This window comes from Pseudomonas sp. 05N432, assembly GCF_056396945.1.
Genome location: NZ_JBFTMM010000027.1, coordinates 39,126 through 53,782 on the forward strand (window position 1 = coordinate 39,126; position 14,657 = coordinate 53,782).

Annotated in this window: 11 protein-coding genes and 1 tRNA gene; 8 read left to right on the forward strand and 4 right to left on the reverse strand. The window is 59.6% G+C overall.

Going from position 1 to position 14,657, the window contains the following annotated elements; translation table 11 throughout:
- Positions 1-5 precede the first annotated feature (5 nt).
- The 4 genes from AC1DHT_RS27250 to thiO are packed head-to-tail and all read left to right on the forward strand — an operon-like array spanning position 6 to position 5,213.
- Positions 6-491 carry a pilus assembly PilX family protein gene (locus AC1DHT_RS27250; protein ID WP_427546457.1) on the forward strand — a complete coding sequence of 162 codons (486 nt, stop codon included), beginning with the start codon at positions 6-8 and terminating at the stop codon, positions 489-491.
- Positions 478-3,639: a pilus assembly protein gene (locus AC1DHT_RS27255; RefSeq protein WP_427546454.1), complete on the forward strand. Its 3,162-nt coding sequence runs from the start codon at positions 478-480 to the stop codon at positions 3,637-3,639. The genes AC1DHT_RS27250 and AC1DHT_RS27255 overlap by 14 nt, the downstream gene beginning before the upstream one ends.
- A 15-nt stretch (positions 3,640-3,654) precedes the next feature.
- A complete protein-coding gene (locus tag AC1DHT_RS27260; RefSeq protein ID WP_054595524.1) occupies positions 3,655-4,056 on the forward strand; it encodes a type IV pilin protein in 402 nt (133 codons plus the stop codon).
- Between the two features lie 56 nt (positions 4,057-4,112).
- Positions 4,113-5,213, forward strand: coding sequence for a glycine oxidase ThiO (thiO, locus tag AC1DHT_RS27265; RefSeq protein WP_427546451.1), 1,101 nt, complete (start codon positions 4,113-4,115; stop codon positions 5,211-5,213).
- A gap of 164 nt (positions 5,214-5,377) precedes the next feature.
- Here the strand turns inward: thiO and AC1DHT_RS27270 are convergent, their stop codons facing one another.
- The 4 genes from AC1DHT_RS27270 to AC1DHT_RS27285 all read right to left on the reverse strand — a co-directional run bounded on the left by AC1DHT_RS27270 (position 5,378) and on the right by AC1DHT_RS27285 (position 9,674).
- Positions 5,378-6,724, reverse strand: coding sequence for a sigma-54-dependent transcriptional regulator (locus tag AC1DHT_RS27270; RefSeq protein WP_427546448.1), 1,347 nt, complete (start codon positions 6,722-6,724; stop codon positions 5,378-5,380).
- Positions 6,721-8,310 carry a sensor histidine kinase gene (locus AC1DHT_RS27275; RefSeq protein ID WP_477761544.1) on the reverse strand — a complete coding sequence of 530 codons (1,590 nt, stop codon included), beginning with the start codon at positions 8,308-8,310 and terminating at the stop codon, positions 6,721-6,723. Before AC1DHT_RS27275 ends, AC1DHT_RS27270 begins: the two co-directional genes overlap by 4 nt.
- Positions 8,300-8,533: a PP0621 family protein gene (locus AC1DHT_RS27280; RefSeq protein ID WP_054595528.1), complete on the reverse strand. Its 234-nt coding sequence runs from the start codon at positions 8,531-8,533 to the stop codon at positions 8,300-8,302. Before AC1DHT_RS27280 ends, AC1DHT_RS27275 begins: the two co-directional genes overlap by 11 nt.
- Positions 8,534-8,657: 124 nt before the next feature.
- Entirely contained in the window at positions 8,658-9,674 is a 1,017-nt protein-coding gene (locus AC1DHT_RS27285) for an outer membrane protein assembly factor BamD (protein WP_429538980.1), read from the reverse strand.
- Positions 9,675-9,826: 152 nt separating this feature from the next.
- Here AC1DHT_RS27285 and rluD point away from each other — a divergent pair, with 152 nt between their 5' ends.
- The 4 genes from rluD to AC1DHT_RS27305 all read left to right on the forward strand — a co-directional run bounded on the left by rluD (position 9,827) and on the right by AC1DHT_RS27305 (position 14,577).
- The gene (gene rluD, locus AC1DHT_RS27290) at positions 9,827-10,789 is read left to right on the forward strand and encodes a 23S rRNA pseudouridine(1911/1915/1917) synthase RluD (protein ID WP_054595530.1); all 963 of its coding nucleotides are present in this window, start codon (positions 9,827-9,829) and stop codon (positions 10,787-10,789) included.
- Positions 10,786-11,511, forward strand: a complete 726-nt coding sequence (gene pgeF, locus AC1DHT_RS27295; protein ID WP_427546440.1) for a peptidoglycan editing factor PgeF — start codon at positions 10,786-10,788, stop codon at positions 11,509-11,511. The genes rluD and pgeF overlap by 4 nt, the downstream gene beginning before the upstream one ends.
- Before the next feature lie 129 nt (positions 11,512-11,640).
- Positions 11,641-14,205: an ATP-dependent chaperone ClpB gene (gene clpB / locus AC1DHT_RS27300; RefSeq protein WP_427532303.1), complete on the forward strand. Its 2,565-nt coding sequence runs from the start codon at positions 11,641-11,643 to the stop codon at positions 14,203-14,205.
- 296 nt (positions 14,206-14,501) lie between these two features.
- Positions 14,502-14,577: transfer RNA gene (locus AC1DHT_RS27305), tRNA-Asn, on the forward strand.
- Positions 14,578-14,657: the final 80 nt, after the last annotated feature.

Sequence of the window (14,657 nt, forward strand, 5' to 3'; positions counted from 1 at the left end):
GGGGGATGCCGATGATCCGTCCTCCCCTCAAGGCACGCGCCCAACGCGGCATGGCACTGCTGATGAGCCTGGTGTTTCTGCTGCTGTTGACGCTGATTGGTATCTCGTCGATGCAGAACGCCACGCTCCAGGAAAAAATGGCCGGCAGCGTGACGCTGCGCAATCAATCTTTCCAGGGCGCAGAGGCAGCGTTGCGGATCGGTGAAAGCGCCGTACAACTGAGCGCATACACCTTGGCGGCCTGCGCCAACACCACCCAATGTGCCCCGCCGGCCGAATCTTCAGTGATCACGGCTGCTGGCTTCAACGCCACCTCCGGGGTGACCTGGATCGCTGCCGGCAGCGGCTTTTACGGCGTGCAGAACCTGGGCACTACGTTGAGCGCCGTGAATATCCCGAGCAACACTTCGGCGACGCTCTATCGGGTCACGGCCGTCGGGTTGGCGGGTACTTCGCGCAGTGTGGTGGAGAGCATCTATGCGAAATACTGAGGCTCGTCGTCGGGAGCCGCGCCATTGGTTGACGCAGTTAGTCTGCGGCTGGCTGCTGGGGCTTTATCTGGCCGCACCGGCGTATGCCTTCACGCCATCGGATTCACCACTGCTCGGAGCGTCGGCAGTGGCGCCAAACGTACTGCTGCTGCTTGATGATTCGGGGAGCATGAACAGCATCATCTATGCCTCGGGTTTTGACCCGACCGTTTCACGAACTCCGGCCCAGCAATGTAACGCCTTCTTTGGCTTGTGCTTTAGTGGCTCCGCTATCGTTGGCGATCCGATCCTGCTGTCCAGTTTGCCCCAGTCGGGATGTTCCAGCGGTTACTACGCGTTCTACAAAAACAGCCTGACGCCACTGTGCCTCAAGCTCCCTGACCCGGTGGGCAGCGGCAATACCCGTTATTCCGACAACTACATTTCCTACCTGGTGAGCCTGGCCAACGGCAACAATCGCGACTTCACCGACGGCTCGATACCCAATGACTACCGAATCAACGTGGCGCGCAACGTAGCCACGGCGTTGATCGCCAGTAATCGCGGGCTGCGTTTCGGTCTGGCAACCTATAACTCGCCGAATACCCATGGCAACAGTGATGGTAATCATGGCAACGGCGTTGGCAGTGGTATCGGCAACAATAATGCCGGTAATGGCGGTTACATCGTCAACGAGATCAGTGATCTGACGGCGGTCAGCGGCAGCGTGACCCAGGCCCAGGCGGACGCCAACTACAACGCGCTGATCTCTTCTGTCGGCGCCCTGAGCGCGATATCCAATACACCACTGGCAGAAACCTACTACGAAATCACCCGCTATTTTCGTGGCATGACGCCGTACTACAACTCTGGGCCAGCCACCTACACCAGTCCGATCCAGTACCGCTGCCAGAAGAACTACGGGGTGGTCATCACCGATGGTCTGCCGACTTACGACCGGAGTTTTCCGAGTGACGATCCACTTGGTGGCACCCGGCTACCCAACTGGGACGGGATCAACAATGACGGCAACGACCTCAAAGGCGATGACGAGGGTGACACCCTGTACCTGGACGATATCGCCAAATTCGCGTTCGACATCGACATGCGCTCCACCGGCACGGATCTGGCGGGCAAAAGCTGGAGTTCACCGGACTTCCCCAAGCAGAACCTGAACACCTACACGGTGGGGTTCACGACCACTAATCAGATGTTGGCGGATGCCGCCCGTTACGGGCAGGGCAAGTACTATCAGGCAACCGACAGCACCAGCCTCAACACTGCGTTATCGGCAGCCTTGAGCGACATCTCCACCAAGGCCGGCTCGGGTGGCAGCGGCGTCGCCAGCAGCAACACGCTGACCAGTGGCTCCAGCTATTTTCAGACCCGCTACGACCCCAAGGACTGGCGTGGCACGATCAAGGCCTTTGGCTTCACCTCAAGCGGAGCCGTGGACACCACCTCTGTGCTGTGGACCACCGACACGGCCATCGTCCCCGGTGCGACGGCGCCGACCTATCAGTCCTGGAACACCACAACCAACGCCGCGGTTACCCTGGCCTACGGCAACTTTTCCAGCACCCAGCAAACCAGCCTCGGCCAGAACTTGCCGACCGGTATCAGCGGCAGCGATTTGGTGGAGTGGAGCAAGGGCACCAACAAAGCCGGCTTGAAGGTGCGTAGCGTGCTGCTGGGGGACATCATCAACTCGCCATTGGCGCTGGCATCGCCCACCGACAAAACGGCTTCGGACCTGGCCGGCAGCACCAGTTACAGCACGTTCCTGACCAGCAAGGCCGCGAACATGAACACCAGCCTGGTGGTGAATGCCAACGACGGCTTCGTGAATGTCATCAACGCCGGCAACGGTGCGCGGCGCTACGGCTACATGCCTTCCAGCGTGCTGTCGTCGCTGCATTTCATCGCCGATACCGCCTACATCAATGGCACCAGCCACAAGTTTCTCAACGATGGCCAGGTCGGCGTGTTCGATGCCCAGCTCAATAGCGCCTGGAAAACCCTGGCCCTGGGTGGCGTGGGGGCGGGCGGCAAGACCTTTTACGCCGTGCAGTTGTTCGATGGGACGGCGGGGAACGTGACCAACGCCTTGTGGGAAATCAGCGCGCCAACCACCGCCAACACCGCAAACGCTTTCAATGATCTGGGTTATGCCTACGCACGGCCGGAGGTGGCACGCTTGGCCGATGGTCGCTGGGCGGCCTTCATCTCCAATGGCTACGGCAGCAACTCGGGTGTTGCCGCGTTGTACGTGGTGGATATTCGCGATGGTTCGCTGATCAGGAAAATCGTTATCGACAGCACCGAAACCACCAACGGCCTGTCATCGGTCAAGCTCAAGGTCGACTCGCAAAGCATTGTGCAGGCGGCCTATGGCGGTGATTTGAAAGGCCGGATGTGGAAGTTCGACTTGAGCAGCTCAAACCCCGCCAGCTGGGGCGTGGCCTTTTCCGGTAAGCCGCTATTCACTGCTCCGGGCGGCGCGACGCAGCCGATCACTGCGCAACCGTTGCTGGCGGACCATCCGATCAACGGCAAAGAGGTGTTTTTCGGCACCGGGAAATTCAACGAGACCGCTGACAAGCTCAGCAAGGACCTGCAAGCGTTCTATGGGGTGTGGGATGCCGATGGAGGCTCGGGGCAGATCAGCGTGTCGAGCTTGCAGGCGCAGGCAGTGACCGGGGTCTTCACGGGGACCGCCGGGGGGCAGTTCATCACTACCTCACAGAATCCCGTGACCTATCCGGCGCAGAACGGCTGGTACTTGCCGCTGGTGTACAACAATGCCCTGACCGGTGAGCGGGTGATCAATCAGGCTGCCCTGGTGCTCGGACGAATTGTATTTACCACGGCCAGCATCGACACCACGGATCCCTGTTCAAGCTTTGGCAACGGCAAACTGGTCGAACTCGATGCATTCAGCGGTAAGATGCTCAACTATGCGGTGCTCGACACCAATGGCGATGGCCTGGTCGACACGAACGACACGATCTCCAGCGGGGTGATTTTTACCGGTGGTATTCCGACGCTGAACGCGATCGTCAACAGTGCAGCCCGTAAAATCGTGAACGACTCCAGTGGCGGCATCACCACTCTGGTTGAAAAATCCGGCGGCGGCAGCCGTCGAATCATGTGGCGACAAATACAGTAAGTGAGAGTTGAGGCAATGCGCAGATCCAACCAAGGTTTTACCCTGATCGAAATCATGATCGTGATCGCGATCATCGGGATTGTGGTGACCATTTCCGCTCCACTCCTTACCGAGTACGTGAAGCGAAGCCATCGCACCGAAATTGCCGGGCTGCTGTCCGAGCAGGCACAAAACCTTGAGCGGTTCTATTCGAAAAACAATGTGTACAGCAACGCTACGGGGCTGAGTGCTGGCAATGACTACTACACCATCACCCCGACACTGACCGATCAAACCTTCTTGCTCACTGCCGTGCGCAAGGCCGGGTCAACGATGGCCAGTGACAAATGTGGGGATTTCACCCTCAGCAACACCGGCGTCAGAGGCATGAACAATGCGACGACCGGGCTGACCACCAAGGATTGCTGGGGTCGCTGAGTACCTTTCCTCGGGCGCGTTTGGCGCTCCCTGTCTTTTTATCGTTGGATCAGATGATGGCCAAGCAACAGCAAGTGGTGATTGTCGGCGGTGGGGTGATCGGCCTGCTGACCGCGTTTAATCTGGCGTCGCACGTGCAGAGCGTGGTCCTGCTGGATCGCTCGAATGTGGGGCAGGAGTCTTCCTGGGCCGGTGGCGGCATCGTTTCGCCGCTGTACCCGTGGCGCTACAGCCCGGCGGTCACCGCATTGGCCCACTGGTCCCAGGATTTTTATCCACAACTGGCTGAGCGTCTGTTTGCGAGTACCGGGGTCGATCCCGAGGTGCACACCACGGGCCTGTACTGGCTGGATCTGGATGACGAAGCCGAGGCCCTGGCTTGGGCAAAACGCGAAAATCGTCCGTTGAGCCCTGTGGATATCTCGGCCACTCATGATGCCGTACCGGTATTGGGACCAGGGTTCTCGCGGGCGATCTATATGGCCGATGTCGCTAACGTGCGTAACCCGCGACTGGTGAAGTCCCTCAAGGCAGCCTTGCTGGCGCTGCCCAACGTGACCATTCATGAACAGTGCGAGGTCAGCGCGTTCATTCGTGAAGGCGATGCGGTGGTGGGCGTCGAGACTTCAAAAGGCCCGATCCATGGCGATCAGGTGGTACTGACCGCCGGCGCCTGGAGCGGTGATTTACTGAAAACCCTGGGCCTGGATCTACCGGTCGAGCCGGTCAAGGGGCAGATGATTCTCTACAAGTGCGCGTCGGACTTCCTGTCGAGCATGGTTCTGGCCAAGGGCCGATATGCCATTCCGCGCCGGGACGGACACATCCTGATCGGCAGTACGCTGGAGCACGAAGGGTTCGACAAGACGCCGACCGAGTCCGCGCTGGAAAGCCTCAAGGCCTCGGCGGTCGAGCTGATTCCGGCGCTGGCCGAGGCCGAGGTGGTCGGGCATTGGGCGGGTCTGCGGCCAGGTTCGCCGGAAGGGATTCCGTATATCGGCGCAGTGCCCGGATATGCCGGGTTATGGCTCAATTGCGGGCATTACCGCAACGGTTTGGTGCTGGCGCCGGCGTCGTGCCAGTTGTTTGCGGATGTAATGCTGGGGCGCGAGCCGGTTATCGATCCGGCGCCTTATGCACCGACCGGGCGAATCTAGTCCTTCAGGCAAAAGCACAGCCTATGGCGAGGGAGCTTGCTCCCGCTGGGGTGCGAAGCGGCCCAAAAAACAGACTGTGGACTTGCCAGCTTGGCGGCTGCTACACAACCGAGCGGGAGCAAGCTCCCTCGCCACAATGACCGGGTCGTCTATATAAAACGGCCTCAGTCCAGCCCCAGCTTTTTCAGCCTGTAACGCATCGACCGAAACGACAGGTTCAACCGTTGGGCCGCCGCTGTGCGGTTCCAGCGGGTTTCTTCGAGCGCCTGGAGAATCAGTTTGCGTTCGACGTTCTCCAGGTACTGCTCAAGATTGTCGATTTTCGTCAGGTCCGGCAATCCGGTTTCGGCGCTGCAGTTACCGTCAGTCAGGCGCAGGTCGCTGGCTTCGATCTGCTTGTTTTCGCACAGGGTGTACGCGCGTTCGAGCATGTTCTCCAGCTCGCGGACATTGCCCGGAAAACGGTAGTGCTTGAGTGCATCGAGGGCTTGCGGATGGAGATGGACGGCCGGCAAGCCACTGGCTGCCGCGAGACGCTTGAGCACATGACTGGCCAGCAGCTCAATGTCGTCACGGCGTTCGCGTAGCGGCGGGACGCGCAACTCGATTACATTCAGCCGATAGTACAAATCCTGCCGAAAGCGCCCGGCGGCCACTTCAGCGTCCAGATCCCTATGGGTGGCGCAGAGTATTCGCACATCGATGATGGTTTCCTGTTGTCCACCGATGCTGCGTACCGCCTTCTCCTGAATCGCGCGCAGCAATTTGACCTGCATCGCCAGCGGCAAATCAGCCACTTCGTCGAGAAACAGTGTCCCGCCGTTGGCCGCCTGGAACAGCCCGGGTTTGTCTTCGATGGCGCCGCTGAAACTGCCTTTGCGATGACCGAAAAACTCGCTTTCCATCAATTCGGACGGAATCGCCCCGCAGTTGACCGGTACAAACGGCTGGCTGCTGCGTGGACCTTGTTCATGAATCAGTCGGGCGACCAGTTCCTTGCCGCTGCCGGATTCGCCGCTGATGTACACCGGTGCCTGGCTGCGCGCCAGTTTGTCGATTTGCTTGCGCAGGCTGCGCATGGGCACTGAGTCGCCGAGCAACCGGCGATCGATGGCACTCGCAGCGTCGCCCGCGACGGGCAAGCGCAGGGCGCTGACTACCAGCTCCCGCAGCCGGGGGAGGTCTATCGGTTTGGTCAGGAAGTCGAAGGCCCCGGCTTTCAGCGCATTGATGGCGGTATCGAGGCTGCCATAAGCGGTGATCATCGCCACAGGCACGTAGGGATGGGTCAGCTGAATGTGCTGCACCAGCTCAAGGCCGGTACCGTCGGGCAATCGCATGTCGGTCAGGCACAGGTCGAACCGCTCTTTGGCCAGCAACGACTGCGCTTCGCCGACATTGCGCGCGCTTAGCGTGTCGAGTTTCATTCGGCCGAGGGTGATTTCCAGAAGTTCGCGTATATCCGGTTCGTCATCGACGATCAGGACTTTTTGCCGTGGGCTTGTCTTCAACTTTGTTTCCGTCCGTGAGCAAAGGTGATGCGAAAGCAGCCGCCGCCTTGGCGTGGTTTGAAGTCTAGGCGGGCCTGGTTGCTTTCGCACAGCTCACGGGACAGATAGAGGCCCAGGCCAGTGCCCTGGCTACTGGTGGTGTAGAAAGGCTCGAATAGATGCGCTTGCTGTTCCGCTGAAATGCCGGGGCCATTGTCCAGCACATCCAGGGTCGGAAGCTGGCTGTCGGGGTCGATAAACAGCGTGAGCCGGACCTCGGCCTGTTTGTGTACAAGGGCGCTGTGGCGCCAGGCATTGCGCAGCAGGTTATCGAGCACCTGAGTCAGTTGATCGGGGTCCATCAAGGTGGTGAAAGGCCCTGCGCCCATGCTCAGATGAATCTGCTGACGATCTGTCGCACGTTCGCGGACCGTTCGCACGAACTGCTCCAGCCACTGTTTCAAGTCGAGCCGTTGCGGCGCGGATTGCTGGCGCCGTGAAAGCTGCAGGACGTTTTCTATCACTCGGTTCATGCGTTGAGAGTGGTCTTGAATAATCTGCGTCAGACGCCGGTCGGCGCCCATCAGTTCCTCAGACTCGTTCAGCAACTGCRCCGCGTGGCTAATGGCACCTAACGGATTGCGGATTTCATGGGCAATGCCTGCGGTCAGCCGGCCCAGTGCTGCAAGCTTGAGTTGCTGGGCTTGTTGCGCGACCTGGGCGAGGTCTTCGAGAAATACCAGGGTCTGGCGTTGTTCGTTCAGGCCCAGCGCGATGAAGCTCGGTTGCAGTTCCAGGCCGGTACGGGCGACTTTCAGGCTTTGTGGGCGCAAGGTCGGGTTGTTGAACCAGAGTTGCAGGCGCTCGACCAGAGCTGTCGAATAATCGTCGATGAGCTGGCCGTCGAGGTGTGTCTGGCCAAACAGACTCAAGGCGCTGTGATTGGCCAACTGAACCCGGCGCTCACTGTCGAGTACCAGGATGCCGGTGCGCATGCGTTGCAGGATCAGCGCATTGAGCGCTTCCAGGCTGACCACCTCGCTGGCGCGCTGCTGGGCCAGACTCTCGCTGACCTCCAGTTGTCGGGTCAGGCCTTGCACCAGCAAGGCTGCAGCAAAGCACAGGGCGCCCAGAGTGCCGGCTTGCAAGTAGTGATTGGCGCCAGTCGGGTGGCTGCCGCTCAGGGAGAAAGTCAGGGAAATGATGCCAATGGCGGCGACTGCCGCGAGCAGCAGGCCGATGCGCCGGCGCAGCAGTGTGTTGCCGATCGCCACTGACACAATCAGCAGATTGCCGATGGCGCTGGGGACGCCACCTGCGGCATAGAACAGCACTGACAACAGCAGGATATCAACCAGCGTGAGGCCGAAGATCTGTGCGGGTTGTCTGGGGGTTCCCGCAAATACCACCAGCAGGATATTCAGAATCAGGTACAACCAGCTGCCGTTGCGCAACAGGTTGTCATTGGTGAATTCCAGCAACTGGTTGTCCATGTTGCTGGAAATCAACAGCACCAGAAGGAGGCCGATGCTTAAACGGTAGAGATGATAGAGGCGCAGCAGTCGCTGGGCCTGTTTGTCGCCGAGACTGGAGATCTCAGCGATCACGTGAGCTCGGGCCCTGCTCGAGGTGAGCCTGGCTGCAATACCACTGCTGTTGAAGGCTCAGCGCGCGGTCGCGTGGCAGGTGTACACCACAATGGGCGCAACGAACCATGGGCGGTGCATCGAGTTCGCTGGACGTATGGGAGGTTTCGTCTGGGCGCTTGAACTTGCGCCAGAACCATACTGCTGCAGCAATCAGGGCAATCCAGAACAGTAAACGAAGCATGATGAACCGCTTTGCAATGAATAATCCGGCAGTTTAGCCAAGGACTGGAGAAGCGCACAGCGCAATAAAACGCGGCCATAAAAAAGGGAGACTCGAAAGTCTCCCTTTTTGGTGCCCCAAGGTGTCAGTCGAACACACCGAAGGTCAGGCGGCTGAACCACGAGCGGTCGCTGCTTTTGCCTTCGGCCTCGTGCGGCTGTTCTTCAACCGCATCGCCCTCTTTAGGCTTGAGATCGGCAGGGATCGCGTCCTTGGCATCCTGGAACTGCTTCATCACGTCCTGGTTGGCGCGGGTTTCGCCCGGCGGCAGCGGTGGACGGGATTCGATCAGGCCCAGAGTGGCCTTGCTTATCCACGAACGGTTGTCGGCTTCGGCTACCCGTGGCACGAACTGGCCGTCGACCAGGGTCGGGTGGTTCGGGTAGTTGAGTTTCAGCGTTTCGAGGCTGGTATTGGCCAGTTCGTCCAGGTGCAGGCGCTGGTAGGACTCGACCATCACCGCCAGGCCGTCACCGACCGAAGGGGTTTCCTGGAAGTTTTCCACGACATAACGACCACGGTTGGCCGCTGCAACGTACGCCTGACGGGTCAGGTAGTAGTCGGCTACGTGAATCTCGTAGGACGCCAGCAGGTTGCGCAGATAAATCATGCGTTGCTTGGCGTCTGGCGCGTAGCGGCTGTTCGGGTAACGGCTGGTGAGCTGGGCGAACTCGTTGTAGGAGTCACGTGCTGCGCCCGGGTCACGCTTGGTCATGTCCAGCGGCAGGAAGCGCGCCAGCAGGCCGACGTCCTGGTCAAAGGAGGTCAGGCCCTTGAGGTAGTACGCGTAGTCTACGTTCGGGTGCTGCGGGTGCAGGCGGATAAAACGCTCGGCGGCAGACTTGGCAGCTGCCGGCTCGGCGTTCTTGTAGTTCGCATAAATCAGTTCGAGTTGAGCCTGATCAGCATAGCGGCCGAACGGATAACGCGATTCCAGAGCCTTCAACTTGGCGGTAGCGCTAGTATAGCTATTGTTATCCAGATCGTGCTGAGCCTGCTGGTACAGCTCGACCTCGCTCAGGTTTTCGTCGACGACTTCCTTCGATGAGCAAGCAGCGGTCAATGCGAGGATGGCGATCAGCAGCAGGTGTTTCACTTGCATGGCGGCTTGCGTCCCTATGACGGCCGCTGTCTTGGGCGGGGCCGTCCTGTTATGATGAGTGCCCCGTTGAAAAGCCTCGGGGCAAAAGACGCCGTATTTAACCACAAGCGCGCAGCCGAAACCAAAGGCTGTAGCCGACGCCTAGTCTGAGCATGTCCGATAAAATTGAACTTCGCGCAGAGGTGCCGTCCGAACTGGGCGGCCAACGCCTCGATCAAGTCGCCGCACAATTATTCGCTGAGCACTCGCGCTCGCGCCTTTCCGCCTGGATCAAAGACGGCCGCCTGACTGTGGATGGAGCGGTTATCCGCCCGCGAGACATCGTCCACGGCGGCGCCATCCTTGAACTCACTGCCGAGCAGGAAGCTCAGGGCGAATGGATCGCTCAAGACATCGAGCTGGACATCGTCTATGAAGACGACGACATCCTGGTGATCAACAAGCCTGCGGGCCTGGTGGTGCATCCTGCCGCCGGTCACGCCGACGGCACCTTGCTCAACGCCTTGCTGCACCACGTGCCGGACATCATCAATGTGCCGCGCGCCGGTATCGTGCACCGTCTGGACAAGGACACCACCGGTCTGATGGTGGTGGCCAAGACCATTCAGGCGCAGACGCAGCTGGTCACTCAGTTGCAGAGCCGCAGCGTCAGCCGGATCTACGAATGCATCGTGATCGGCGTGGTCACTGCCGGTGGCAAGATCAACGCGCCGATCGGTCGCCACGGCCAGCAACGCCAGCGCATGGCAGTGATGGAAGGTGGCAAGCAGGCGGTCAGTCACTACCGCGTGCTCGAGCGTTTCCGCTCCCACACTCATGTGCGGGTCAAGCTGGAAACCGGTCGTACGCACCAGATTCGCGTGCACATGGCCCACATCAACTTCCCGTTGGTCGGAGATCCCGCCTACGGCGGTCGCTTCCGTATTCCGCCGGCAGCCAGTGTGACCATGGTTGAATCGCTGAAACATTTCCCGCGTCAGGCGCTGCATGCGCGTTTCCTGGAACTGGATCATCCGACCACCGGTAAGCGCATGAGCTGGGAGTCGCCACTGCCGGACGATTTCGTCTGGTTGCTGTCGTTGCTCAAGCAAGACCGTGAGGCGTTCATCGGATGATGGACTGGCTGATTCCTGACTGGCCCGCGCCGGCCCGGGTAAAAGCCTGCGTCACCACCCGGGCGGGCGGCGTCAGTCTGGCGCCGTTCGACAGCCTCAATCTGGGCGATCACGTCGACGACAACCCTGAAGCGGTTGCCGAGAACCGCGGTCGCCTCACCGATCATTTCTCTATTCAACCGGCCTGGTTGCAACAGGTTCACGGGGTTACCGTGGCCTATGCCGACCCGACTGCCGTGGCGACGGCCGATGCCAGCTGGACGGCCACACCGGGAATCGCCTGCACGGCAATGACGGCGGACTGCCTGCCAGCGTTGTTCTGTGATCGCGCCGGCACCCGTGTCGCCGCAGCGCACGCCGGTTGGCGCGGTCTGGCGGCGGGCGTGCTGGAGGCCACCGTCGAAAGCCTGGCCGTAGACCCTGCCGAGGTACTCGTCTGGCTTGGCCCGGCCATTGGTCCGAAAGCCTTCGAAGTCGGGCCGGAAGTTCGCGAAACCTTTGTCCGGCAGCTCCCGGAAACCGATCAGGCCTTCGTTCCGAGCCATAACGCCGGCAAGTTCATGGCCGACATCTATACGCTGGCGCGCCTGCGCCTGGCAGCCTGCGGTGTTACTGCGGTTTACGGTGGTGGTTTCTGCACCGTGACCGATCCACGCTTCTTCTCTTACCGCCGCAGTCCGCGCACCGGTCGGTTTGCCTCCCTGGTTTGGCTGGAACGCTAGACTTTTCTGATCTGCGTCAATCAAACGCTGCTTGAATCTTCCAGAATCGACCGCATCTAGTGGGGTATCTGGCAGGTTTCTCTATTTAGGTGTGTCCATCGCTCCGGCCTGCTCAAAGGAAGGTGACCAATGCGTATAGACCGTTTAACCAGTAAATTGCAGTTAGCCTTGTCCGATGCCCAATCCCTGGCTGTCGGCCTCGACCATCCGGGTATTGAACCTGCGCACCTGATGCAAGCGCTGCTGGAGCAGCAGGGCGGCTCGATCAAGCCGTTGCTGATGCAAGTCGGTTTTGACATCAACAGCCTGCGCAAAGAGTTGAGCAAAGAGCTCGACCGTCTACCAAAAATCCAGAATCCCACCGGCGACGTGAACATGTCGCAGGACTTGGCGCGTCTGCTCAACCAGGCCGATCGTCTGGCTCAACAGAAGGGTGACCAATTCATCTCCAGCGAGCTGGTGCTGCTTGCCGCCATGGACGAGAACAGCAAGCTCGGCAAGTTGTTGCTCGGTCAGGGCGTGAGCAAGAAAGCCCTGGAAAACGCGATCAACAACCTGCGTGGCGGCGAAGCGGTGAATGACGCCAACGTCGAGGAATCGCGTCAGGCACTGGACAAATACACCATTGACCTGACCAAGCGCGCCGAAGAAGGCAAGCTTGATCCGGTGATCGGCCGTGACGACGAGATTCGCCGGACCATCCAGGTGCTGCAGCGCCGCACCAAGAACAACCCGGTGCTGATCGGTGAGCCTGGCGTGGGTAAAACCGCCATCGCCGAAGGCCTGGCCCAACGCATCATCAACGGCGAAGTGCCGGATGGCCTGAAAAGCAAACGCTTGCTGTCGCTGGACATGGGCGCGCTGATTGCCGGTGCCAAGTACCGTGGCGAGTTCGAAGAGCGCCTGAAATCCCTGCTTAACGAGCTGTCGAAGCAGGAAGGCCAGATCATCCTGTTCATCGACGAACTGCACACCATGGTCGGCGCCGGTAAAGCCGAAGGCTCGATGGACGCCGGCAACATGCTCAAACCGGCCCTGGCCCGTGGCGAGCTGCATTGCGTCGGCGCGACCACGCTCAACGAGTATCGCCAATATATCGAGAAGGACGCGGCCCTTGAGCGGCGCTTCCAGAAGGTCCTGGTGGACGAGCCGAGCGAAGAAGACACCATCGCGATCCTGCGTGGCCTGAAAGAGCGCTACGAGGTTCACCACAAGGTGGCGATCACCGATGGCGCGATCATTGCGGCGGCCAAGTTGAGTCATCGCTACATTACTGACCGTCAGTTGCCGGACAAGGCCATCGACCTGATCGACGAAGCGGCCAGCCGCATTCGCATGGAGATCGACTCCAAGCCGGAAGTGCTGGATCGTCTGGAGCGGCGTTTGATTCAACTGAAGGTTGAATCCCAGGCGCTGAAGAAAGAAAGCGACGAAGCGGCGAAGAAGCGTCTTGAAAAGCTTCAGGAAGAAATCGTTCGTCACGAGCGCGAGTACTCGGACCTTGAAGAAATCTGGAATTCGGAAAAAGCCGAAGTGCAGGGTTCTGCGCAGATCCAGCAGAAAATCGAACAGTCCCGCCAGGAACTGGAAGCTGCCCGCCGCAAAGGCGACCTTAACCGCATGGCCGAGTTGCAGTACGGGGTGATCCCGGACCTGGAACGCAGCCTGCAAATGGTCGACCAGCACGGCAAGAGCGAAAACCAGTTGCTGCGCAGCAAGGTGACTGAAGAAGAGATCGCCGAAGTCGTGTCGAAATGGACCGGTATTCCGGTGTCGAAAATGCTCGAAGGCGAGCGCGACAAACTGCTGAAGATGGAAAGCCTGCTGCACCAACGCGTGATTGGTCAGAACGAAGCCGTGGTGGCGGTGGCCAACGCTGTGCGCCGTTCGCGTGCCGGGTTGTCCGACCCGAATCGCCCAAGCGGTTCGTTCATGTTCCTCGGCCCGACCGGTGTCGGTAAAACCGAGTTGTGCAAAGCCTTGGCCGAATTCCTCTTTGATACCGAAGAGGCGATGGTGCGGATCGACATGTCCGAGTTCATGGAGAAACATTCCGTGGCGCGGCTGATCGGTGCTCCACCGGGCTACGTGGGCTACGAGGAGGGCGGTTACCTGACCGAGGCGGTGCGTCGCAAGCCGTATTCGGTGATCCTCCTGGACGAGGTCGAGAAGGCCCATCCGGACGTGTTCAACGTGCTGCTGCAAGTGCTGGAAGATGGCCGTCTGACCGACAGTCACGGGCGTACCGTGGATTTTCGCAATACGGTGATCGTCATGACCTCCAACCTGGGTTCGGTACAGATCCAGGAACTGGTCGGTGATCGTGAGGCGCAACGTGCGGCGGTGATGGATGCAGTGTCGACGCATTTCCGTCCGGAGTTCATCAACCGGATCGACGAAGTGGTGATCTTCGAGCCATTGGCACGGGATCAGATTGCCGGCATTACCGAGATCCAGTTGGGTCGCCTGCGCAGCCGTCTGGCCGAGCGCGAGCTGAAACTGACGCTGAGCAGCGAGGCGCTGGATAAGTTGATTGCGGTGGGTTACGACCCGGTCTACGGTGCACGGCCGCTCAAACGAGCGATCCAGCGCTGGATCGAGAACCCGTTGGCACAGCTGATTCTGGCTGGCACTTTCCTGCCAGGCACCACCGTGACGGCCACCGTTGCGAACGACGAAATCGTTTTCAACTGACCGTTCGCAGCTCGGTAATGAAGGAGGCCCCGCATCGCGGGGCCTTTTTTTTCTTAGGGTGTTGAACTGTAAGGAAAAGGCTTGTAAAGTGCGCCCCGCAGTAAGTCACCCCAGCGGTTTCTTCTCCCCAAGGAGAAATCTGAAATAAGTTGCAAATCATTGTCTTGAAAGCAATTTAGGGGGTTGACAGAGGTGCTTAAGATTGTAAAATAGCGCGCCTCAGACACACGAACGCAGCGATGCGAACGGGTCGAAGAGGTGAAGCAAGCTTCACAGTTGTAATTGAAATATGTAGTTCCGTGATAGCTCAGTCGGTAGAGCAAATGACTGTTAATCATTGGGTCCCAGGTTCGAGTCCTGGTCACGGAGCCAATTTCAAACCGGGGTATAGCGCAGTCCGGTAGCGCGCCTGCTTTGGGAGCAGGATGTCAGGAGTTCGAATCCCCTTACCC